Raw genomic sequence first — 22,360 nt, 5'->3', positions numbered from 1 at the left:
TCTTTGGAGGAAGTCCCGCATGCCCGCAACCCCCGCATGGCCACCGCGCAGTGCCCCGCGCCTTTATGTCGAGGCGGATCTGGGTGCGGGCGCTCATGTGCCAGTCGAGGGCAATGCCGCGCACTATCTGCTGTCGGTCATGCGGATTGGCGAGGGTGACGCGGTACTGTTGTTCAACGGGCGGGATGGCGAATGGGCGGCGCGGGCCGGGAGCATCCGCAAACGCGACCTTGTGCTCGAATGCGTGGAGCAGACCAAGCCGCTGGAGACCGTGCCCGATTTCTGGCTGTGCGCGGCACCGATCAAGAAGGGGCGCATCGACCTGGTGATGGAGAAGGCGACCGAGCTTGGCGTGGCGCGGATCCTGCCGGTGCTGACGGCGCGCTGCGTGGTGGACAAGCTCAACGCGGATCGCCTTGGGGCGCAAATGATCGAGGCGGCGGAGCAATGCGGCCGCACGGCGGTGCCCGAGCTGGCAGAGATGGTGAAGCTCGAGGCGCTGCTGCGCGACTGGCCGCAAGGGCGGACCTTGTTCTTCGCAGATGAACTGGGTGGCGCAGCGATGCGCGACGCCTATACCGCGCACCCCGGCCCCGGTGCGTTGCTCATCGGCCCGGAGGGCGGGTTCACGACACAGGAGCGCGACGCGATCCGCGCCCATCCGGCGGCCGTCCCCCTGTCCCTCGGCCCACGGATCTTGCGCGCCGAGACCGCCGCCATTGCCGCTGCTGCCTGCTGGATGAGCCTGAATGGCGACTGGTCGGGCTAAATCATGGCGCAGCTGAAGCGGAATTATTGCGCTGCTGGAATAGTCTTTCTCGTCTCCCCCGATTGATTGCGGCAGCGCAAGTCCCTATCTGCCCGACACAACAGGGGCAGGTTGACCGAATGAGCACCAGAACGGAGACAGCGGCGGACGATCCCGTCATCGAAACGCGGGATCAGCTGATCTCTGTATTCGCGCGCGGCGAAAAGCCGCCGGAGCGCTGGCGCATCGGCACCGAGCACGAGAAATTCGTCTATCGCACCGCCGATCATCGCGCGCCATCCTATGACGAACCGGGCGGCATCCGCGATCTGCTGGCCGGATTGGCGGCGGATTATGACTGGGAGCCGGTGATTGAGGGCGAGCATGTCATCGCCCTGTCCGGAAGCGACGGCACCATCAGTCTTGAGCCTGCGGGACAGCTCGAACTTTCGGGGGCGCCGCTGGAGACCCTGCATCAGACCTGCGCCGAGACCGGGCGACATCTGACCCAGGTGAAGGCAGTGGGAGACAGGCTCGGCCTCGGTTTTCTGGGCCTCGGCATGTGGCCGGACAAGACACGCGCCGAACTGCCGGTAATGCCCAAGGGCCGCTATGCCATCATGCTGCGCCATATGCCGCGCGTGGGCACGATGGGCCTCGACATGATGCTGCGTACCTGCACCATACAGGTCAATCTGGATTATCAGTCCGAAGCAGATATGGTGAAAAAATTCCGCACGTCGCTGGCGCTGCAGCCGCTCGCCACCGCATTGTTCGCCAACTCGCCCTTCACTGAAGGCAAGCCCAACGGCATGCTGTCCTACCGCAGCCATATCTGGTCCGACACCGATCCAGCGCGCACCGGCATGTTGCCCTTTGTGTTCGATGACGGCTTCGGCTATGAGCGCTATGCCGACTATGCGCTCGATGTGCCGATGTATTTCGTCTATCGCGACGGCAAATATATCGATGCGGCGGGCCAGAGTTTCCGCGATTTTCTCGACGGCCGCCTGCCAGCCTTGCCGGGCGAAAAGCCGACGATTGCGGACTGGAACGACCATCTTTCCACCGCCTTCCCCGAAGTCCGCCTCAAGAGCTTCCTCGAGATGCGCGGGGCGGACGGCGGGCCGTGGGGCCGCATCTGCGCCCTCCCCGCCTTGTGGGTGGGCCTGCTCTATGATCAAGGCGCGCTCGACGCCGCATGGGATCTGGTGAAGGACTGGAGCATGGACGCGCGCCAGACGCTGCGCGACGCGGTGCCGCGCCTGGGCCTCAAGGCACCAGTGCCGGGCGGGCGAACCTTGCAGGATATTGCCGGGCATGTGCTCGACATCGCGCAGGCGGGGCTGGCGGCGCGCGCGCGGCTGGACGCGAGCGGCAACAACGAGACCGGCTATCTCGCTACGCTGCATGACGTGGTGGCCCGGGGAGAGACGCCCGCCGAATCGCTGCTCGCGCGGTTTAACGGTGCCTGGGCAGGGGATCTTTCCCGCGTCTATGCGGAAGAGAGCTTCTGAAGCCTGCTCTTGTCTCAGCCGCCAAGCCCGCCTAAATTGGGGCAAATGGCAGGGCATCAGCATCATCACAATCTGGAGGGAGAGCGCCTGCGCTCTGCCGCGCGCGCCGCGCTGGAAGCTCAGGGCGAGCAATGGACGGCGATGCGCGAGACAATCTTCGACACGCTCGCCAGCCAGCCCCGCCCGCGTTCTGCCTATGATATTGCCGACGCGGTGAGCACCGCGCGCGGCAAGCGGGTCGCGCCCAACAGCATCTATCGCATCCTCGACCTGTTCGTAGCCTCCAACCTCGCAATGCGGGTGGAAAGCGCCAACGCCTATCTGGTCAACGCGCATCCCGGTTGCCAGCATGACTGCATTTTCCTGGTCTGCACCGAATGCGGCAAGGCAATTCATGTCGATGACGATAGCCTCACCGCCCATCTGCGCACACAGGCGGAGCGCCAGAGTTTTTCGCCCAAGCGCGCCGTGATCGAGGTGCAGGGGCGGTGCGAGGCGTGCGAAACTGCCCCTTGATACATGTTTCAATCTGACGCAATGGGTTCGACAGTCCGCATGGCAAGGTCTATGCTTGGGCATGGAGTGTCCGTTTTCATATGAATGATCGCCCCTCTACTCCGCTGCTCGATCAGGTTAACGATCCCGCCGAGCTGCGCGCGCTGAAGCCCGAGCAACTCCGTCAGCTGGCCGACGAACTGCGCGCGGAGACGATCAGCGCGGTCGGCGTGACCGGCGGCCATCTGGGCTCCGGCCTTGGCGTGGTGGAGCTGACGACGGCGATCCACTATGTGTTCGATACCCCGCGTGACAAGCTGATCTGGGATGTCGGCCATCAATGCTATCCGCACAAGATACTGACCGGCAGGCGAGACCGCATCCGCACGCTGAGGCAGGGCGGCGGCCTTTCCGGCTTCACCAAGCGCGCTGAGAGCGAATATGATCCGTTTGGCGCGGCGCACAGCTCCACCAGCATCAGCGCGGCTTTGGGCTTTGCGATCGCCAACAAGATGCAGGATCGGCCCGGCAAGGGCATCGCGGTGATCGGCGACGGCGCTATGTCCGCCGGCATGGCCTATGAGGCGATGAACAACGCGCGCGATGCGGGCAACCGCCTCGTCGTGATCCTCAACGACAACGACATGTCGATCGCGCCGCCGGTGGGCGGGCTTTCCGCCTATCTCGCGCGGCTCGTTTCCTCCCGCGAGTTCATGAGCCTGCGCGATCTCGCGAAAAAGGTCGTTCGGCACCTGCCGCGCAGGCTGCACAACGCCGCGAAGAAGACGGACGAATTTGCGCGCGGTATGGCGATGGGCGGCACCTTGTTCGAGGAGCTGGGCTTCTACTATGTCGGCCCGATCGACGGGCATAATCTCGACCAGCTGATCCCCGTGCTCGAAAATGTGCGCGATATGGCGGATGGGCCGTGCCTCGTCCATGTCGTCACGCAGAAGGGCAAGGGCTATGCCCCCGCCGAGGCGGCGGACGACAAATATCACGGCGTGCAGAAGTTCGATGTCGTCACCGGAGCGCAGGTGAAGGCCCCGCCCGGCCCGCCGAGCTACACCTCCGTCTTCGCCAAGGCGCTGATCGCCGAGGCCGCGCGCGACGACAAGGTCTGCGCCATCACCGCCGCCATGCCGTCTGGCACGGGGCTGGACAAGTTTGCCGATGCCTATCCCGACCGCTGCTTCGATGTCGGCATAGCGGAGCAGCACGCCGTCACCTTCGCGGCGGGGCTGGCGGCAGAGGGCATGCGCCCGTTCTGCGCGATCTACTCCACCTTCCTGCAACGCGCCTATGACCAGATCGTGCACGATGTCGCGATCCAGAACCTGCCAGTGCGCTTTGCAATGGACCGGGCCGGGCTGGTCGGCGCCGATGGCAGCACTCACGCGGGCAGCTTTGACATCACCTACCTTGCCACGCTGCCCAACATGGTGGTGATGGCCGCCGCCGACGAGGCGGAGCTGGTGCACATGGTCCACACCTGCGCCTGCCACGACAGCGGCCCGATCGCGGTGCGTTATCCGCGCGGCAACGGCGTGGGCGTGCCGCTGCCCGAAACGCCGCAGCGGCTGGAGATCGGCAAGGGCCGCGTGGTACGCGAGGGCAAGAAGGTTGCCATCCTCTCGCTCGGCACCCGGCTGGAGGAGGCGCTGAAGGCCGCCGACGCGCTGGATGCGCGCGGTTTGCCCACGACGGTAGCGGACCTGCGCTTTGCCAAGCCGCTGGACGAAGCGCTGATCCGCAAGCTGCTCGCGACGCATGAGGTCTGCGTCACGGTGGAGGAAGGCAGCATCGGCGGGCTGGGCGCGCATGTGCTCACCCTTGCGAGCGACGATGGGTTGATCGACGCCGGGCTGAAGCTGCGCACCCTGCGCCTGCCGGATGTGTTTCAGGATCAGGACAAGCCCGAAAAGCAATATGCCGACGCCGGGCTGGACGCGGATGGCATCGTCAACACCGTCCTTGCCGCGCTGCGCCACAACAGCGCGGGCGTGAACGAGGCGATCGCCTGATTGGCGCCTAGTCTTCGCCTTTTCCCCGTGATCCCGAACATGATTCGGCGTCCATCGTCCCATCAAATGCAGCTCCAAGAGGATGGATGGATGCTGAAACGAGTTCAGCATGACGACGTGTCGAGAACTCACGGCATGGAGGCCGAATGAGGCGCATCGGCCTGCTCGGCGGATCGTTCAACCCGGCGCATGGCGGGCATCGCGCGATCAGCCTCGCCGCGCGAACCGCGCTGGGGCTGGATGAAGTGTGGTGGCTGGTGTCGCCGGGCAATCCGCTCAAACCCGCATCGGGGATGGCGCCCCTTTCCGCCCGGTTGCGGAGCGCCCGCACGCAGGTCAGACGCGCGCCGATCCGCCCCACGACCATCGAGGCGCAGCTGGGCACACGCTTCACCGTCGATACGCTCCGCGCCCTCACTCGCCGCTTCCCGCGCCACCGCTTCATCTGGCTGATGGGTGGAGACAATCTGCTCCAATTCGGCAAGTGGAAGAACTGGCGCGGCATTGCGCGCATCATGCCCATTGCCGTTATTGCGCGACCGGGCTATAATGCAGCCGTTCGCGGCTCTCCGGCGGCGAACTGGCTGCGGCGCACCGTCCGGCCCGCAGACCACGCCAGCAACTGGACGCACTGGAGACCACCGGCGCTCGTGCATTTGCGCTTTCGCCCTGATCCACGGTCGGCAACCCTGCTCAGGCAGGCTATCCCTCTCTGGCACCGCGAACATGAGGGCGCGCGACAGCGCGATCCCCTCACCCGTCGCATGATCCCGGTATGATCCCACCCATGAAGGAGCACCCTTGACCGCCACACACAGCGCCAGCGCACCGGCCAGCACAAGCGCCGGTTCCTCGCCCGAAGACCTCCATGCCCTGGTGATGCAGTCGCTCGACGACGATCAGGCGCAGGAAACCATCTCCATCCCCCTTGCCGGCAAGAGCAGCATCGCGGACCACATGGTGATCGCGTCAGGGCGCTCGTCGCGCCATGTCGCGGCGATGGCGCAGAAGCTGGCCGAGCGGATCAAGAAGGAGACGGGGCAGATCGCGCGCATCGAGGGCCTGCCCGCGGCGGACTGGGTGCTGATCGACGCGGGCGACGTGATCGTCCACCTGTTCCGCCCCGAAGTGCGCAGCTTCTACAACCTGGAGCGCATGTGGGGCTTCACCGACGCCCCCGCGGCCCCGGCACAGGCGACCGCGCACTGACCTTGCGCTCCTTCGGCGCTCTCAGGCCATCGATGCGCCTACTGACAGGCCTCAATAGGAGCAGCTGACGCGTTGAGGCCGGTGCTGTCATAATATCCGACCGCGCCATCGGCGAAGGAATGGATAACGATTGAACGGCGCGGAACCGTCGGGTCTTTTCGTTCGGACCCGGCATGGAGCAGGTTTTCGTGCCATATCAGCACCGTCCCCTGCCGGGGGCGATAAACTACGGGTTCGTGGCAGTCCGCCATCCGCTCCCACTCCGCCCCGACGACGTCGACAAAGCCTTGCCAATCGCCGTCGATGATCTTTGGCAGGCCATGATCTGCCATGCGCACGCGCTTATGACGGTGGCTGCCGGGATAGACCAGCAGTTCACCGCTATCCGGCTGAACATCCTGAAGGGCGATCCATGTTCCGCACATAAAGCCCGCAGGAAAAGGCGTCAGATGGATGGTATCCTGATGCATGCCCTGCTGGCTGCCGAACACGTAGGTCAATGTTTGGCAAGGCCGCGCGCGCTCTCCGAAAATCAGGTCGACATAGCGGCGGTGGCGTTGATCCAGCCACAGCTTGCGGATGGCGGCATTATGTTTGTGAAGATGCTCAATGCGCTGGCTCGATCCATATTCATAGCCCTGATAGCCCGAGGCGACCGCAGCATCGATTTCCGCATTCACCTTCCCGATGAGCGCGGCGTCGATCAAGTCTTCGAGTATCAGATATCCCTGCTCGACAAACTGCCTGAGATTGTCGGCTTCGGCACGGTCGACCTGCCCGGCCTGCAGCATTCGCTCGATATGATCGAGCGCATCGGGTCTGTCGAACCAGGCGGTATAGGCCTGATAGGGATAGAAACGCGAGTCGCAGTGCCCCACGAAGAACAAGGGCGTGCCATGATCGCGCATTGCGCTGGCAACCTGCTGATACAGCTCGCCGCCGCCAGCCACAGTCATGCTCACCATCTGGCTGCTGGTGCGGCCATCCTGGCCGACCTGCCTGATCGCAATGCTGTTCTTACCGACGGGAAGAAGATGGGTATGAACGTTTACGACGACTTCACCCGCATCGAATGATCCGAGATCCGTTTCCGGCGTATTCGCTTCTGTAGAACGAACATAGATAGAAGAAGGCCGGTCGAGCCGCAGCCTTATGCGCGCAATTCCTGCAAATTCATCGGGATTTTCTGCGGAGATGATGTCTAATCCAGCCTGCCGCCGATTGAAAAGCCGTTTCAACATCCATTGCTCCGAAGAAATGCGCGCACCGTCTAATCCTTTTGTTGATCAGCCGCAAGCAACACTGACTGTCAGACGCGCTGTCCCTGCCGGCTTAGTTAGCGCGCACTGAGCTTTATCGGCGCGGCGTAATCGCCTATCGCGGGCTCATGCTGCTTCACATCATCGCGCGGGGGAAGATCGGACGGTCGGCTGAGGCCGAACTGGTCGAGCGGTATCTGAAGCGCATCACATGGCCGACGCGCGTTTCCGAGATGCCGGATACCGGCGGGAAGCCGCCCGCACTAGCCGGGACGCCGTCTGTCACGGTGTTGCTCGACGAAAAGGGCAAGCAGCTTTCCTCCTTGGAATTTGCCGAGATTTTGGGCCGCTGGCGCGACAATGGCATGCGCGAGTGCAGGCTGATGATCGGCGCGGCGGACGGATTTGGCGAGGCGGAGCGCGCGGGCGCTGACCTCCTCATCGCCTTCGGTCGCATGACCTGGCCGCACATGATGGCGCGCGCGATGCTGGCCGAACAGCTCTGGCGCGCGACATCGATCCTTGCCAACCACCCCTATCATCGCGAAGGATAGCGGGATGCGGGCGGGGTGGATCAGAATGGGCGGATTTGTAGCGTGCGTGGCCATGCTCTCCGCTTCTGCATCCCTCCCCGCGCAGCAACAGGTCATCTCCGGCCGCGCAACGAGCTTTGCCGAGCAGCGACGGGCGCTGGCGCAGGCGAACGCGCAGGCGGCGCGGGCACGCGCGGTCTCCCGACAGATGGAGCAGCGCGCGCGCAGCGCCACGGCCGAGGCGGACCAGCTCAACGCCCGGTCCGCCGTGCTTGCCGCCCGCATTCAGCAGAGCGAGGCGGAACTGCGCGCGGGCGTGGTGCGCGTTGCGCTCATCAGCCGCATGATCACCATCCAGCAGGCGCGGCTCGCCGCCCGGCAGGGGCCGCTTGTGCGCCTCGTCGCCGCGCTCCAGAGCATGGCGCGCAGACCGCCGGTGCTGGCACTGGTGCAACCCGGCAGTCTCACGGACGCGGTGCACATGCGCGCGGCGTTCGCGCAGGTGCTGCCCGTCATCCAGCAGCGCACGGCAGCGTTGCGCGCCGAGTTGGCCCGTTCGCGCCAGCTGCGGGCCATGGCGGTGCAGGCGGCGGCGAGCCTGACGCGCGGGCGCGCCACGCTGGCGCAGCAACGCACAGAGCTCAGCCGACTTGAGACTGCGAAGCGCATCGCCGCGCGGGGCCTGGCCTCCGGCGCGAGCATCGAGGCCGAACGCGCCACCGCGCTGGGCGAGGAAGCGCGCGATATCGGCGCACTGATGCAGGAGCTGGAGGCGGCAGGCGATGTGCGCACCCGCCTCGCGAGCCTGCCGGGGCCGGAACTGCGCCCGCGCTTTCCCGGGCAAGCGGATGCACTGCCGGAGCCGGGCGAGGACGCACGCTCCGGAACAGGCGGTCCTCCGGCCTACCGGCTCCCTGTCGTTGGGGTGATCGTCACCGGTATGGGCGAGCTGTCGCAAAGCGGCGTGCGCTCGCGCGGGCTTACCATTGCCGCGCAGCCGGGGGCGCAGATTGTTGCGCCTGCGGACGGCCGCATCGTCTTTGCCGGGCCATATCGCGGCTTTGGCCAGATCATCATCGTCGATCATGGCGGCGGCTGGGTCAGCCTCGTCACCGACCTGGCGCGCATCACCGCGCGGGTAGGCGAAGGCGTGCGCCAGGGCGCGCCGCTCGGCGTGGCTGGCACGTCAGCCGACCCCACGATCACGGTGGAACTGCGGCGGCAGGGGCGCCCTGTGGACATCCTGGCAATGACCGGCGGGGGTTCCTGAAAACCGTTCCTTTACGCCATCGCTCCAAAACAACGCTTTGCGCGGCTTGGGCTTCTCCCTATAACCGCCCGGGAACTCTATGGAACGCTTTTCATGAAATCGAATTTTCTCCGGAATGCATGTGCTCTTTCGGCGCTGGCGCTCGTCCCCGCCACCACCGCCGCGCTGGCCGAGGCGGACGCCACCAATTACGCCGTCATCGGCGAGTTCATGGACGTGTTCCAGAAGGTGCGCTCTGACTATGTCGACAAGGTGGACGACGAAAAGCTGATCCGCGGCGCGATCGCGGGCATGCTTTCCAGCCTCGATCCGCACTCCAATTATCTCGACGAGAGCGACTTCCAGAACCTGGCGATCAAGCTGGAAGGCTCTTATGGCGGCCTCGGCCTTTCCGTGACGATGGAGGATGGCGCGGTGAAGATCATCGCGCCGATCGAGGATACGCCGGGCTATCGCGCGGGCCTCAAGTCCGGCGACTACATCACCTACATCAACGGCGAGTTGATCTATGACGTCACGCTCGACGAGGCGGTGGCGAAGATGCGCGGCCCGGCGGGAACGCCGATCAAGCTCACGATCGTGCGGCCGGGGCGTGACAAGCCCTTTGACGTCGATCTGGTGCGCGAGAAGATCGACCTCAAGCCCGTGAAATGGGAGGTGAAGGACGGCATCGGCATCATCAACATCAACGAGTTTTCGGCCAACACGGGCGCGGATGTGAAGGAGGCTGTGCGCGGCATCAACAAGGCGCTGGGCCGCAAGCCCACCGGCTATGTGCTCGATCTGCGCTCCAACCCCGGCGGTATATTGGGCGAGGCGGTCGGCGTTTCGGGCGTGTTCCTTGACGGCGGCGAGGTCGTATCCGACCGCGGACGCAACAAGGCGGACATTCGCCGCTATTATGCCGACAAGCTCGACGATACCGGCGGCGCGCCGGTGATCGTGCTGATCGACGGCGGCTCGGCCTCGGCATCCGAGATCGTCGCCGGCGCGTTGCAGGATCATCACCGCGCGCTGATCATGGGCGAGCGCAGCTTCGGCAAGGGCAGCGTGCAGACCGTGATCCCGATCAGCGAGCAAACCGGCATCAAGCTCACGACCTCGCGCTATTACACGCCGTCCGGCCGCTCGATCCAGGAAGGCGGCATCAAGCCCGACGTGCGCGTGCCGCAGCTGTCAGACCCCGATTACAAGCTGCGCCAGCCGGTGCGCGAATCGGATCTGCGCCGCCACCTCCTCAACGAGGCCAAGGCCACCGACCCGACGCTGGAGGAAGACATCAAGGCCGATCCGCGCTTCGCCATGACTGCGGAGCAGCTCAAAGCGCAGGGCGTCACCGATTTCCAGCTCAATTATGCCGTCAAGACACTCGGACGGCTCGGCAAGGCGCCGGTGAAGGGCGCGAAGGCCACGGACGCGCTGAAGAAGGCTGCGGGAAAATAGGAGGGCGGGCCGGTGTCGAAACCCGAATTCGCCACCGAGGCGAATTTGGGAAACATCATTCATCATCGGTTCCATTTTGATCCAGCACAATGGCGTGGTGACCTCGATACCGGATAAGCCTATAGAAGACTTATGACGCCCGCCGCTGCCCTTGCCCGTGCCCGCCTGATCGCGCTGTTGACGCCCGTGCTGCTGCTGGGCGGAGCGCTACTGTCGCAATATGTGGGTGGGCTGTTCCCCTGCGAGATGTGCATGTGGCAACGCTGGCCCCATCTGCTTGCAATCTTCTTTGCACTGGATGCCTATGTACTGCGCGCGCGGCCGCAGATCGCGTTTCTGTTCACAGCGCTGGCGGCGCTGGCAATCGCCGTGAGCGGCGCCATCGGCGTGTTTCATGCCGGCGTGGAATATGGCTGGTGGGAGGGGCTGACCACCTGCACCGCCTCGACCACCGGCGAAACGGCGCAGGATATGCTGAACAGCATCATGAATGCGCCGCTGATTCGCTGCGATGTGGCGCCCTGGACGCTGCTCGGCATCTCTCTCGCTGGGTTTAACGCGCTGTTCTCGCTCGGTGCTGCGGCACTAATTGCTGCTTTGCTCCTGCGCTGCCGGAGAGGATGATGATGAAGGACTTTCCCCGCCCGGTGCAGCCGCGCAAGGCCGACCGCGCCGCCATGCTCCGCGTCGATCAGGCAGGCGAGTATGGCGCAACCCGGATCTATGCCGGGCAGATAGCGGTCATGGGCAACCGGCACCCAATGGCGCGCTCGATCGCCGCTATGGCGGCACAGGAAGAGCGGCACCGCGTCCACTTCGACGCGATGATGGCGCGGCGCGGCGTGCGCCCCACACTACTCCAGCCTTTGTGGGATGTCGCGGGCTTCGCGCTGGGAGCGGCGACGGCAGCGCTGGGGCCGGAGGCAGCGATGGCGTGCACCGCCGCGATCGAAACCGAGATCGACGCCCATTATTCCGAGCAGCTTGCGGAGCTGGGCGAGAATGATCCGGAACTCTCCCACGCCATCCGCGATTTTCAGGCGGAGGAAATAGAACATCGCGACGCGGCGCTGGCACAAGGCGCCGAAAATGCACCCGCCTATCCACTGTTGTTCGGTGCAATCCGTCTGGGCTGCCGCGCGGCGATCGCGCTTTCAAAAAGGATTTGAGACGATGCTGAAAACCCCTGCCCTGCTCGCCCTTGCGATGACGGCCCTTGCCATAGCCTCTCCCGCATTGGCGCAGACGCCTGCCGCCGCAGGGCCTGAGGAAGCGCGCATCAAGCAGGTGATTGTTTATGGCGATGACCCCTGCCCCGTCAGCGCGAGTGACGAAATCCTTGTCTGTGCGCGGCAGGACGAGAAAGACCGCTATCGCATTCCCAAGGAACTGAGGGGCGAGGAAATCGGCTCGACCAAGAACGAGGCATGGACCAGCCGTGTCCGCTCGATCGAATATGTCGGCGTGGGCGGCATCCAGAGCTGTTCGCCGGTGGGCGGCGCCAACAGCTTTACCGGCTGCTTCTCTAAACTTGCAAAGCAGGCCAAGGCAGAGCGATCGGCGATGGGTGACAAGAGCTGGGCCGATCTGGTTGCGGCGGAACGCGCCAAGCGCCTTGGGACTATCGACGCCGACTCGGAGGAAATCGAAGCGCGGGTGAAGGCGGAGGAGAAGGCCAAGGCAGAGGCCGCGGCGAAAGCGGCGGAAGGCACCGAAGCCAAATAACGGGTCAAACCAGCCCGAGCCGCCCCAGCTCCATTGCCATCCCGGCGGGGAGGACGTCGCCCGAAGTCTCTCCCTCGTTGAGATCACGCGGGGCGTCTTTGTCCGCCAGATAGCGCCAACCCTGATGGGCGCGCTTGGGCGCCGGGAGAACGGGGATCAGGCGCGGCTCGATCTTGAGCCACCAGCGGCCCTCGCCATTGTCCTCAAACCCGATCAGCGGGCTGCGCCCCACGAGCATATGGCCGTGGATCCAGTAGAGCGAGCCCCCGGCCAGCTCATCCATGCGCTTTGGGGCATAGCGCGTGGTGAGGCGCACTTCGCCCTCGGCCGTGCGGCGGGCCAACCGGGAGGCCAGATCCTCGGCGCTCTCGCACCCGAAGGCGATTTTCGTGAGATGAAGCGGCATGGGCGGGAGATGGCTTTGGCGCGGAGCGTTTTCAAGCGCCGCCGGTGAGGCCCGCCAGCGTCGCCAGCCCGAGGAACGCGAAAAAGCCCATCGAGTCGGTGATCATGGTCACGAAGATGGACGAAGCCACCGCCGGGTCAGCATCGAAACGGTCAAAGATAAGCGGGATCGCCGCGCCCGCCAGCCCGGCGGTGACGATGTTGGTCAGCATCGCCGCCGCAATCACGCCGCCCAGCGCCGGATTGCTGAACACCAGGGTGACACCGATGCCGATGACCACCGCCACCGTTGCGCCGTTGAGCAGCGCCACCCGCATCTCGCGGAAGATCGTGCGCCAGGTGTTCGACGCCGTGATCTGGTTGGTGGCGAGCGCGCGCACCGTAACCGCCATGGTCTGGCTGCCTGCATTGCCGCCGACGCCCGCGACGATCGGCATCAGCGTGGCCAATGCCACCATCTGCTCGATCGTGCCCTCGAACAGGCGGATGACCGAGGAAGCGAGCAGCGCGGTGAGCAGGTTGGAGAGCAGCCAGCGCACCCGCGCCTTGTAGCTGTCCATCACCGGCTCGTTGATGTCGCCATCGCCCGCACCGGAGAGGCGCAGGATGTCTTCGCCCGCTTCCTCCTGCACGATGTGCAGAATATCGTCGACCGTGATCATGCCCACCAGCCGCCCGGTGGGATCGACCACGGCGGCGGAGATGAGCGCATATTTCTGGAAGCGCAGCGCCACCTCTTCCTGATCCATATCGACCGGGATCAGCGTCTGCTCGCGCTTCATCACATCGCTGACCGAAACGGAGCGCGGGCAGGTGAGCACCCAGCTCAACTGGCAGCTGCCGATCGGGTGATGGCGCTCGTCCACCACGAAGATTTCCCAGAAGTCGGTGGTCAGCGCGCTCGCCTCGCGCAGATAGTCGATCACCTGCCCGACCGACCAGTGCTGCGGCACGGCGACAAGATCGCGCTGCATCAGGCGACCGGCGGATTCCTCCGGGTAGGACAGCGCGCTTTCGATGGCGGCGCGGTCTTCCGGCTCCATTGCGTCGAGCACCGCCTGCTGGTCTTCTTCCTCCAGGTCCTCGATCAAGGCAACGGCGTCGTCGGTATCGAGCTCGGCGGCCAGCTCCGCCACCTGGGCGGGCTCCATCTCCTCGATCACATCGTCACGGACATAATCGTTGAGCTCAGAGAACACCTCGCCGCTCACCAGATCACCCAGCGCGGCGATAACGTCGGCGCGCTCGTCGGCCGGGGTCAGCTCGATCAGGTCGGCAACGTCAGCCGGGTGCAAAGGGGCCACAAGTTCGCGCGCGCGCTCGCTGTCACCCGCCTCCACCGCATCGAGCACGGCGGAAACATATTCGGGCTTCAGCCGATCATCCTCGTCATGGCGGGATTCGGGCGCAACCGCATCGGCGGCGAGTGCGGGATCGTCAGCGGCGACAGCTTCGCGCGCGGGAGATGCGTCGGTCTCGTTCATCAACGTCTCCCTCGGTTTCCGGCTGGCTGATCATCGGCTCGCTTTCGCTTATGCCTCAGCGAATTGCAAGGCGATTTGCCTTTTCCTGCGCGCGTGAGCCGCTATATGAGCCGACATCTTACCTTGTCCGAAACGGAGCGACTGCCATGGCCGACGACACCCTTACCCTCTCCCTCGACAGCGGCGGCGACGTCGTCATCAAACTGCGCCCCGATCTCGCGCCCGGCCATGTCGAGCGCATCAGCACGCTGGCGAAACAGGGCTTTTATGACGGCGTGGTGTTCCACCGCGTAATCCCCGGCTTCATGGCGCAGGGCGGCGACCCGACCGGAACCGGCATGGGCGGATCGGAGCTGCCGGACCTCAAGGCCGAGTTCAACGCCGAGCCGCATGTGCGCGGCGTGTGCTCGATGGCGCGGGCGCAGAACCCGAACAGCGCCAACAGCCAGTTCTTCATCTGCTTCGATGACGCCACCTTCCTCGATAGGCAATATACCGTGTGGGGCGTGGTGGAGAGCGGCATGGAGCATGTCGACGCACTGCCCAAGGGCGAGCCGCCAGCCAAGCCCGGCAAGATCGTGAAGGCAACGGTCGCCTGAACGCCACTACTGCGCGATTATTTTTGGATGAGGCGGGGCGATATCCCCGCCTTTTTCGTTGGCGAGACCAGTTTGGTTATCCTGTGTTCATAAAGAGTGACATTTTGGCCACTTTTACTTCGCAGAGTGAGTTTGTTGCGACGAGTTGTGCAACCGCCGCCTAGCCGAAGCATTCAACCCCCTGTCAGCGCGCCACCATCAACGGCGCATCTGCTGGCCGCCGGGTCCAAACCGGAACAACAGCAACAGCAAAAGGTTCAGAATGATGAAAACACTGCTTCTGGCGGCGCTCGGCGCTGCGTCGCTCATCCCTGCCGCCGCATATGCCCAGAATGATGGCGGTGACGACGGCGTACCCTCCAATTCGCGCTTTCAGCTCTATGCGGGCGTGATGGGCGGTTACGAAGATTTCGACAGCGAGCGCAACAATCTCGGCATTCCCGGCAGCACCGAAGGCGGCATCGTTGAAGGCGTCGTGGGCGCCAACATCGACCTCGGCCCGCTTACGGTCGGCGGCGAGGGTAGCGTTGCCAAGGGCTTCACCGGGGACATCGATTGGGAATATGGCGCTGCTGGCCGAGTGGGTATCCGCGCGGGCAAGGACAGCATGATCTTCGGCAAGGTCGGCTACCGCTGGGTCAATCTTGACAGCCAGGGAGTCAACGGCCGCGATCATGACGGTATGACCTATGGCGCGGGCCTTGAACTGTCTCCTGTGGACTTCGGCATGCAGGAAGGCGACAACAGCAACATCCGCCTTCGTATGCAGGTCGACACCATGGGCAACTTCCGCTCGATCCGCCCGATGGCTGGTCTCGTCGCGAAGTTCTAAACTAGGGCATCGTGCGCAAAAGCCTGTCCTGAGCTTGTCGAAGGGTGGGAACCGGTTTTGCGCCAAAACGATGCGGTAAAACAAAAACTTAGAGCGCGCTGACCGATCCAGATTTAACGCAGCGCGCTCTAAAGTAAGTTAAGTGACCGGCGCTCTCGCTTCCCGTCCGGGCAGCGGGAGCGCCTATCCGCTGTTGCGCAGTGCCGTTGCGATAGCGTTGATCGTCAGCTCGATGCCTTCCTTGATACGCGCATCGTCCTCCCCACCACGATGGCGCTTCAGCAATTCGACCTGCAAGAGATTCAACGGCTCGATATAGGGTAGCCGCAACCGGATCGAGCGATCGAGCGCCGGGTTCTGCTCCAGCAGCCGGTTCTGGCCGGTGGCAGCGAGCAACCCATCATGCGCCCCATGCCAACCGTCGCGAATGCGCCCGAAAATGGCGTTTGCCGCCATCTGATCCTCCACCAGCGGCAGATAGCGCGCCGCGATGTCCAGGTCAGACTTTGCCAGCACCATCTCCATGTTCGCCAGCGTCGCTTGCAGGAACGGCCATGCCTGCGCCATGTCCTTGATCAGCGCCTTGTCCGCAAACTCGCTGAGAGCGGCGCCGACACCATACCAGCCGGGCAGCATCACCCGCGCCTGAGACCAGCCGAACACCCACGGAATTGCCCGCAGATCCTCGATCGCGTCGCTCTTGGTGCGGCTCGCCGGGCGGGAGCCGATCTTGAGCCCAGCAATCTCCTGGATCGGCGTCAGCTGACGGAAGAAGGTCTTGAACCCGTCTGTCTCGTAGACAAGCCCGCGATAGGCGGCGAACGCGCGCGCAGAAAGCTGCTCCATGGCGGCCGCGAAACGCGCGGTGTCCCGCTGGCTGAGCTGCTGCGGCTCCAGCGTGGCGAGCAACGTCGCAGCGGTCATCGCCTCCAGATTGGCGGCGGCGACATCCGGCGTGCCGAACTTGGCGGCGATCACTTCCCCCTGCTCGGTGATGCGGATGCGCCCCTGCACCGACACTGCGGGCTGTGCACGGATCGCCGCGAAGGCCGAGCCGCCGCCGCGCCCTACCGCCCCGCCGCGCCCGTGGAACAGCTGCATGGCGACGCCCGCCTCGGCGAACACCGGGGCCAGCGCTTCGCTCGCCTGATAGAGGCTCCAGTTCGAGGTGAGATAGCCGCCATCCTTGTTGCTGTCCGAATAGCCGATCATCACTTCCTGATGGCCGCGCGCGCGCGTGAGCGCGCCGATCTCGGGCAGGGCGAACCATGCGCGCATCACCTCCGGCGCCGCCTCAAGATCCGCGATCGTCTCGAACAGCGGCACCGGCATGATCGCGCAGTTCACCGTCAGCGCCACGGCAGAATCTGGCCCCTGCGCACCTTCTGCCACGCGCCACAGACCGACTTCCTTGAGCAGCACGGCCACTTCCAGCAAGTCCGACACGCTTTCGGCCTTGCTGACGATATATTGCTGGATCGCCACCGGGCCGTAGACCGCATGCGCCTGGGCTGCGGCCTCGAGGATCGCCAGCTCGCTCGCCGTTTCCTCGCTATAGAGGGTGAAGCGCGAGCCGAGCGGGCGGTTGGTCGCAAGTTCGCGCCGGAGCAGCGCCACCCGCGCAGCCTCATCGAGCGCGGGATAATCCGGTTCGACCCCGGCATGTCCAAGCAGCTCCGCCACGACGCGCTCATGCACCGCGCTGTTCTGGCGCATGTCGAGCGTGGCAAGATGGAAACCGAATGTCTCCACCGCACGGATCAACCGCCCGAGCTTGCCGCCGGTGGAGAGCATACCCTCGCCGCCGCTCGCCAGACCCTGAGCAATGGTGACGAGATCGGCGCGCAGCTCCGCCGGGCCGGTATAAGGCACGCCTTTGAGCGCGGACGGGCGCGGCGGAGCCCGGCGGATCAGCGCCTCATGCGTGGCGGCCAGGCGGGCGTAGATACCGGAAATCGCACGACGATAGGGCTCGTCCGCGCGGCTGGGGCTGTTGTCTCCACTTGCCTTCGCCAGCGCCAGCACCGCCTCGGGCACCGTTGCCAGTTCGGTAGAAATCGACAGTTCCGCGCCCAAGGCATGGATGGCATCGAGATAATGCTGCAGCGCCGCCTCGCATCCGCGCCCCAGCACGGAGCGCAGCTGCTCTGCCTGAACATAGGGGTTGCCGTCGCGGTCGCCGCCGATCCAGTTACCAACGCGCAGGAAGCTGGGCGGGCGGTGACCCAGTTCCCGCTCCCACCGGGCATAGAGCGCAGGCAGGGCGGCGAGAAACACGTCGCGGAAATAGGCGAGCACATTGTCGATCTCGTCCTGCACATATAGCCGCTCGCGCCGCAGCGGGCGCGTTTGCCACAGCAGCGCGATCTGGCGCATGATCGCTTCGTCGAGCGGCTCGCCCTCATCCGTCTCGCCACGCCCCGCATCGCGCAGCCGCATCAGCTCGGCGATGCGGTTCTTGTGGTCGATCATCGACTTGCGGCGCACCTCGGTCGGGTGCGCGGTGAGCACCGGCGCGATCAGCGCGTTGCCCAACATCTGCGCGACCTGCGCGCGCCCGATGCCATGCTGCTCCAGCCCGGCCACCGCCTCTGCAAAGGAAGCGCCCATATCCGCACCTGCGCCCTGCCGGTCTTCCGCCAGGTTGGACAGCATCGAAAACAGCATGAACCCGCGCACGAAATCGAGCGTGTCGTCAAGACTCAGCGCGCCGAGGCCAGTATCCGCCACGTCCGCGCCCTCCACGCCACGCGCGCGGTCGACCGAGACGGACCGGATATATTCGGTTTGCCGGTAAAGCTTGTCACCACCATAGGCGCGAATCACGTCACCCAGCAGCCGCCCGAGATAGCGGATGTCAGGATTTTGCGTGATCGTCGCCTCCGGTGCAGCGGAAGGAACGGATCGGTCAGCCATAGCGCGATTGTTGCACTGCGGCATGAGCGGGGTCAAGCGGAGAGAGACGGTTGCCCTGTAGCCTGCCTATTTCCCCCTGATGGACAGAAATTCCAACGCTTCGTGGGCAGGGATGAAGAAATTGATACTTTGAGAGGCTTCGCCGATCCGGACGCCCTTGACTGTAATGCCGATGACATCGCCCTGCGCGGTTACCAGCGGCCCGCCGCTGTTGCCCGGGTTGACCGCAACATCGCTCTGCAGATAGCTGTAGCCGTCCTCGATCCTCCGGGCAGACAATATGCCCTTTGTAACGCTGTTTTGAAATGCCGGGTCAAGCGGGGCACCGATAGCATAGATGTCACTGCCGACCGCGATCGCCTGCTCGCTTATCCTGAGCGGCGTCCTGTCCCGCGCGGCTCCCTTGACCAGCGCCACGTCGCGCCCCTTATCCACGCGGATGACCTCACCCAATTCCTCAAGGCCGTCAGACCAACGCAGCTTCACATATTTCGCACCGGCCACCACATGGTTATTTGTTAGAAAGTAGCCGTCCCGCGAAATGAGAAAGCCACTGCCGTGGCCGGAGCCAGACTGGACCAGCACGGTGCTGCCCACCGCTGTCGACAGGTTTTTTGCAGATTGATTTGGCAAGCTCATCACAATGGGCGGTTGTCCGCCGCTTGGAACACGCGTTATCGACGCGTCGCGCCGCGCGCCGACCAGATATTTTCGCATCGCCTCGTTAGCGGCCAGCGCCCTCACATTTTCTCCGAATGCTGCCACGATCAAGCCCGAGACCCCGGCGGCATCGGTCTTGCCCTGCTTATACCCTTGGCGCGTGATTACCTTCGCAACAACGCTGCGCTCGATCCGGTCGTACATCTGCCACTCAACTTCCATCAGGGCCGTTCCCTTGGCGGAGTGGCTATCTCCCAGCCCGGAATTGGGATAGCAGGCATCGACGGTCATCATCGTAATCGTCCCACCTATGAGATATTCAGCACGAGAGTCGCCGTCCTCGTCAAACAGATTGCTCGACGTACTAACGACATCGTAACCGAGAGCTTTGAGCTCATCTCGAAAGGCATCGTCGAACTCTTCGGTGGACAATTCGCCACCGCGGCCTCGCCACGTCAGGGGGTAGCCGCCCATGCACAGCAGCCCGAGTTTTACCTTTCCGATCCTGGTCCCGCGTGGCTGCTTAAGCCTCAGCCGCGAGAGCTGAACCGGGCGGGTTTCCAGGGTGCCGGGCAGCGGTGATACAGCTGGCGATCGAGGAAGGGAAATAGCGGAAGCGCAAACCTCGTTGCTGGCAAGGAGGGCAAGCAAGCCAATCGCAGACCCCCGGAAGGTTCTCCACTCTGCCTGTAGCGAAAAGCAGCCCGAGCTTGGGAGCCTGCGCGGCAAACGGACCAGGTGCATCCAGGGCGACGCGGAAGAAAACCTCTTTCTCAAATGGTTACTGCATGATTAGCAGGGTTGACGTTATACTGGCAGGCGAACCAAAACAGTAGAACAGGATCGATTTTGCCTCTGGTGACATCGAAGCGCATAGCATCGGTACGCAGGCAAGTCCTGTCGCCAAACATCTATTCACGGAACACCCCCAATGAATGCAATGGGAGCGAGCGTAACAGCGGTTTTTGCTTGACGCAAGCGGTGCCGATTACAAGCACCAAGCCCTAGATACTTATTTCAGGACAGCATCTTCTTCAGAAGTTCATTGACCATCTGCGGGTTGGCCTTGCCCTGCATGGCCTTCATCGTCTGGCCGACAAAGAAGCCGAACAGCGCCTCCTTGCCCGCCTTGTACTGCTCGACCTTGTCGGCATTGTCGGCGAGGATTTTTGCCACTGCCGCCTCGATCGCCCCGGTGTCCGAGGTCTGCTTGAGGCCCTCGCGCTCGACGATGGCGGCCGCGCCGTCGCCCGTCTCCAGCATCTTTTCGAGCACCTGTTTGGCGATCGAACCGGAGATGGTGCCATCACCCACCAGCGCGAGCAGCTCCGCAGCCGCCTCCGGCGAGACGGGGCTGTCGCCCAGCTCCTTGCCGAGCTTGTTCAGCGCGCCGAACAGTTCAGAGAGCAGCCAGTTGGCGGCGGCCTTGGCCACATCGCCTTCCGCCTTGCCCTGTTTGGCGGCAGACGCCGCGATCAGCGTCTCGAACCAGCGCGCCGTGTCCGCATCCGCCGTCAGCACGCCCGCATTATAGGGTGAGAGGCCAAGCTCTTTCTCATAGCGGTGGCGCTTGGCGTCCGGCAACTCGGGCAGCGACGCGCGGCATTCCGCGAGGAACGCGTCGTCCAGCTCCAGCGGCAACAGGTCCGGGTCGGGAAAATAGCGATAGTCGTGCGCGTCTTCCTTGGAGCGCATCGAGCGCGTCGTGCCGCTGTCAGGATCGAACAGACGGGTTTCCTGAACTATCTTGCCACCTGACTCCAGCACGTCGATCTGGCGGTTTGCCTCATGCTCGATCGCCTGCATGACGAAGCGCACCGAGTTGACGTTCTTCGTTTCCGTGCGCGTGCCGAACTCTTCGCCCGGCTTGCGGACGCTCACATTCACGTCCGCGCGCATCGACCCCTGGTCCATATTGCCGTCGCAGCTGCCGACATAGCGCAGGATCGTGCGCAGCTTGGAGAGATAGGCGCCCGCTTCGGCAGGCGAGCGCATGTCCGGCCGCGAAACGATCTCCATCAGCGCGACGCCGGACCGGTTGAGGTCGACATAGCTGCGCGTCGGATGCTGATCGTGCATTAGCTTGCCCGCGTCCTGCTCCACATGGATACGCTCGATGCCGATGGTCTTGACGTCGGCCTCCGGGTTCTTGTCGTCGAGGCTGATCTCGATCTGCCCCTCGCCCACGATCGGGTGATAAAGCTGGCTGATCTGATAGCCCTGCGGCAGATCGGCGTAGAAGTAGTTCTTGCGGTCAAAGCGCGAATATTTGTTGATCTGCGCGTTGATCGCCATGCCGGTGCGCACCGCCTGACGGATGCATTCGCGGTTCGGCACGGGCAGCATGCCGGGCATGGCGGCATCGACAAGGCTGACCTGCGTGTTCGGCTCCGCGCCGAAAGCGGTGGCCGCGCCGGAGAACAGCTTCGCCTGCGTGGTGATCTGCGCATGGACCTCAAGGCCGATCACGACCTCCCACTCGCCGGTTGCGCCCTGTATGCGATAGGTTGATTCAGTCATTGATGGTCTCTGGCAAAATGAGGGGAACTTGAGGAAAATAGACGCGGTAGAAACGGGCATCGCGCGTCAGGATCGTTGCGCCCAACGACTGCGCGTGTCCACCGATAAGGAAATCCGGCAGAGGGAGCTTGGGACTATCCTCTCCTCTCCGCAAACGATATCGGTGGTAAGCGTCACCCGCGCAGTGACCCGCTTTGCCGTCAAATGGTTCAATGCCGATCAGCAAGGCGGTGAGTATCTGAGTGAACCGTTCAAAGCTCTCGAATTTCCAACTCAGTTCGCCAACCACTATGGGATTCACAAAAAGATAGGCTCCGTGTGCCGCTCTTCCGATTTGTTCCCTTGACCAATCATACCATTGGGCATCGTGGCTAAACAGGTCGATCAGGATATTGGAATCCACCAGAATCACGGTTGATAGTCGCCCCGCAGATCACGCATGACACGATCGGTCGATGCCCCGAAAACATAACGACCTTCGATACTCTCCAAAGCCATGGCCTGCGCCGCCAGCCGCTGCTCGACATCGAGGGTCACATCCAGAGGCGCGACGAGAACATGGCCGTTTTCATCCAGTTCCACCTTGTAAGGCTGGCCTGGGGCAAGGCCCGCGGCATCGCGGAGGGCTTTGGGGATCAAGACCTGACCCTTGCTGGTCATGGTGCCCGTTTTCGTGGCGTGATGATTCATAGACTTTCTCCGGTGTTACCTTAGTAACACT

At 63.9% G+C, this 22,360-nt stretch carries 22 protein-coding genes; 14 read left to right on the top strand and 8 right to left on the bottom strand.

The genetic code is table 11. The annotated features are described in order from the left end of the window. Nucleotides 1-19: 19 nt before the first annotated feature. The 6 genes from OOT33_RS10445 (at nt 20) to rsfS (ending at nt 5,993) form a co-directional block, all read left to right on the top strand. Complete coding sequence (locus tag OOT33_RS10445; RefSeq protein WP_307749964.1) at nt 20-769, top strand: 16S rRNA (uracil(1498)-N(3))-methyltransferase; 750 nt, start codon at nt 20-22, stop codon at nt 767-769. Nucleotides 770-888: 119 nt separating this feature from the next. Beyond that, on the top strand, nt 889-2,265 hold the full coding sequence (locus tag OOT33_RS10440; protein WP_307749963.1) for a glutamate--cysteine ligase: 1,377 nt from the start codon (nt 889-891) through the stop codon (nt 2,263-2,265). A 45-nt stretch (nt 2,266-2,310) separates the two neighbouring features. Continuing rightward, a complete protein-coding gene (locus tag OOT33_RS10435; RefSeq protein ID WP_307749962.1) occupies nt 2,311-2,781 on the top strand; it encodes a transcriptional repressor in 471 nt (156 codons plus the stop codon). Between the two features lie 80 nt (nt 2,782-2,861). Next, nucleotides 2,862-4,784 carry a 1-deoxy-D-xylulose-5-phosphate synthase gene (gene dxs / locus OOT33_RS10430; RefSeq protein WP_307749960.1) on the top strand — a complete coding sequence of 641 codons (1,923 nt, stop codon included), beginning with the start codon at nt 2,862-2,864 and terminating at the stop codon, nt 4,782-4,784. Nucleotides 4,785-4,930: 146 nt separating this feature from the next. Continuing rightward, nucleotides 4,931-5,563 carry a nicotinate-nucleotide adenylyltransferase gene (locus OOT33_RS10425; protein WP_307749959.1) on the top strand — a complete coding sequence of 211 codons (633 nt, stop codon included), beginning with the start codon at nt 4,931-4,933 and terminating at the stop codon, nt 5,561-5,563. Between the two features lie 100 nt (nt 5,564-5,663). After that, nucleotides 5,664-5,993, top strand: a complete 330-nt coding sequence (rsfS, locus tag OOT33_RS10420; RefSeq protein WP_307750361.1) for a ribosome silencing factor — start codon at nt 5,664-5,666, stop codon at nt 5,991-5,993. A gap of 38 nt (nt 5,994-6,031) precedes the next feature. Here rsfS and OOT33_RS10415 read toward each other — a convergent pair whose 3' ends face one another. Then, nucleotides 6,032-7,234 carry a phytanoyl-CoA dioxygenase family protein gene (locus tag OOT33_RS10415; protein WP_307749958.1) on the bottom strand — a complete coding sequence of 401 codons (1,203 nt, stop codon included), beginning with the start codon at nt 7,232-7,234 and terminating at the stop codon, nt 6,032-6,034. Nucleotides 7,235-7,380: 146 nt separating this feature from the next. Between OOT33_RS10415 and OOT33_RS10410 the strand changes: the two genes are divergently transcribed. From OOT33_RS10410 to OOT33_RS10385, 6 genes are all read left to right on the top strand, one after another. Then, entirely contained in the window at nt 7,381-7,806 is a 426-nt protein-coding gene (locus OOT33_RS10410; RefSeq protein ID WP_307749957.1) for a 23S rRNA (pseudouridine(1915)-N(3))-methyltransferase RlmH, read from the top strand. A gap of 4 nt (nt 7,807-7,810) precedes the next feature. Continuing rightward, nucleotides 7,811-9,055, top strand: a complete 1,245-nt coding sequence (locus tag OOT33_RS10405) for a peptidoglycan DD-metalloendopeptidase family protein (protein ID WP_307749956.1) — start codon at nt 7,811-7,813, stop codon at nt 9,053-9,055. Nucleotides 9,056-9,148: 93 nt separating this feature from the next. Then, nucleotides 9,149-10,498, top strand: a complete 1,350-nt coding sequence (locus OOT33_RS10400; RefSeq protein ID WP_307749955.1) for a S41 family peptidase — start codon at nt 9,149-9,151, stop codon at nt 10,496-10,498. A 132-nt stretch (nt 10,499-10,630) separates the two neighbouring features. Further along, nucleotides 10,631-11,122, top strand: coding sequence for a disulfide bond formation protein B (locus tag OOT33_RS10395; RefSeq protein WP_307749954.1), 492 nt, complete (start codon nt 10,631-10,633; stop codon nt 11,120-11,122). Beyond that, on the top strand, nt 11,119-11,667 hold the full coding sequence (locus OOT33_RS10390) for a demethoxyubiquinone hydroxylase family protein (protein WP_307749953.1): 549 nt from the start codon (nt 11,119-11,121) through the stop codon (nt 11,665-11,667). Before OOT33_RS10395 ends, OOT33_RS10390 begins: the two co-directional genes overlap by 4 nt. 4 nt (nt 11,668-11,671) lie before the next feature. Next, entirely contained in the window at nt 11,672-12,223 is a 552-nt protein-coding gene (locus tag OOT33_RS10385) for a hypothetical protein (protein WP_307749952.1), read from the top strand. Nucleotides 12,224-12,227: 4 nt separating this feature from the next. On the opposite strand, the gene OOT33_RS10380 is transcribed toward OOT33_RS10385, so the two are convergent. Further along, nucleotides 12,228-12,629: a DUF1489 family protein gene (locus tag OOT33_RS10380; RefSeq protein ID WP_307749951.1), complete on the bottom strand. Its 402-nt coding sequence runs from the start codon at nt 12,627-12,629 to the stop codon at nt 12,228-12,230. A 31-nt stretch (nt 12,630-12,660) separates the two neighbouring features. Beyond that, the gene (gene mgtE / locus OOT33_RS10375; RefSeq protein WP_307749950.1) at nt 12,661-14,112 is read right to left on the bottom strand and encodes a magnesium transporter; all 1,452 of its coding nucleotides are present in this window, start codon (nt 14,110-14,112) and stop codon (nt 12,661-12,663) included. 146 nt (nt 14,113-14,258) lie between these two features. Between mgtE and OOT33_RS10370 the strand changes: the two genes are divergently transcribed. Both OOT33_RS10370 and OOT33_RS10365 read left to right on the top strand, forming a co-directional pair. After that, complete coding sequence (locus tag OOT33_RS10370; RefSeq protein WP_307749949.1) at nt 14,259-14,711, top strand: peptidylprolyl isomerase; 453 nt, start codon at nt 14,259-14,261, stop codon at nt 14,709-14,711. 265 nt (nt 14,712-14,976) lie between these two features. Continuing rightward, complete coding sequence (locus OOT33_RS10365; RefSeq protein WP_307749948.1) at nt 14,977-15,543, top strand: opacity protein; 567 nt, start codon at nt 14,977-14,979, stop codon at nt 15,541-15,543. 183 nt (nt 15,544-15,726) lie between these two features. Here OOT33_RS10365 and ppc read toward each other — a convergent pair whose 3' ends face one another. From ppc to OOT33_RS10340, 5 genes are all read right to left on the bottom strand, one after another. Next, nucleotides 15,727-18,459: a phosphoenolpyruvate carboxylase gene (gene ppc / locus OOT33_RS10360; protein WP_307749947.1), complete on the bottom strand. Its 2,733-nt coding sequence runs from the start codon at nt 18,457-18,459 to the stop codon at nt 15,727-15,729. Between the two features lie 66 nt (nt 18,460-18,525). Further along, nucleotides 18,526-19,593 carry a trypsin-like peptidase domain-containing protein gene (locus tag OOT33_RS10355; protein ID WP_307749946.1) on the bottom strand — a complete coding sequence of 356 codons (1,068 nt, stop codon included), beginning with the start codon at nt 19,591-19,593 and terminating at the stop codon, nt 18,526-18,528. A gap of 543 nt (nt 19,594-20,136) precedes the next feature. Further along, the gene (gatB, locus tag OOT33_RS10350) at nt 20,137-21,639 is read right to left on the bottom strand and encodes an Asp-tRNA(Asn)/Glu-tRNA(Gln) amidotransferase subunit GatB (RefSeq protein WP_307749945.1); all 1,503 of its coding nucleotides are present in this window, start codon (nt 21,637-21,639) and stop codon (nt 20,137-20,139) included. Then, nucleotides 21,632-22,051 (bottom strand): PIN domain-containing protein, encoded by a 420-nt coding sequence (locus OOT33_RS10345; protein WP_307749944.1) that lies wholly within the window; start codon nt 22,049-22,051, stop codon nt 21,632-21,634. The genes gatB and OOT33_RS10345 overlap by 8 nt, the downstream gene beginning before the upstream one ends. Further along, nucleotides 22,048-22,329 carry an AbrB/MazE/SpoVT family DNA-binding domain-containing protein gene (locus OOT33_RS10340; protein ID WP_307749943.1) on the bottom strand — a complete coding sequence of 94 codons (282 nt, stop codon included), beginning with the start codon at nt 22,327-22,329 and terminating at the stop codon, nt 22,048-22,050. The genes OOT33_RS10345 and OOT33_RS10340 overlap by 4 nt, the downstream gene beginning before the upstream one ends. Nucleotides 22,330-22,360 lie beyond the last annotated feature (31 nt).

Source organism: Sphingobium sp. DEHP117 (assembly GCF_030867385.1).
Lineage (GTDB): Bacteria > Pseudomonadota > Alphaproteobacteria > Sphingomonadales > Sphingomonadaceae > Sphingobium.
Note: the sequence above shows the minus strand (reverse complement) of the source record. Positions and strands in the feature narration are given on the sequence as shown.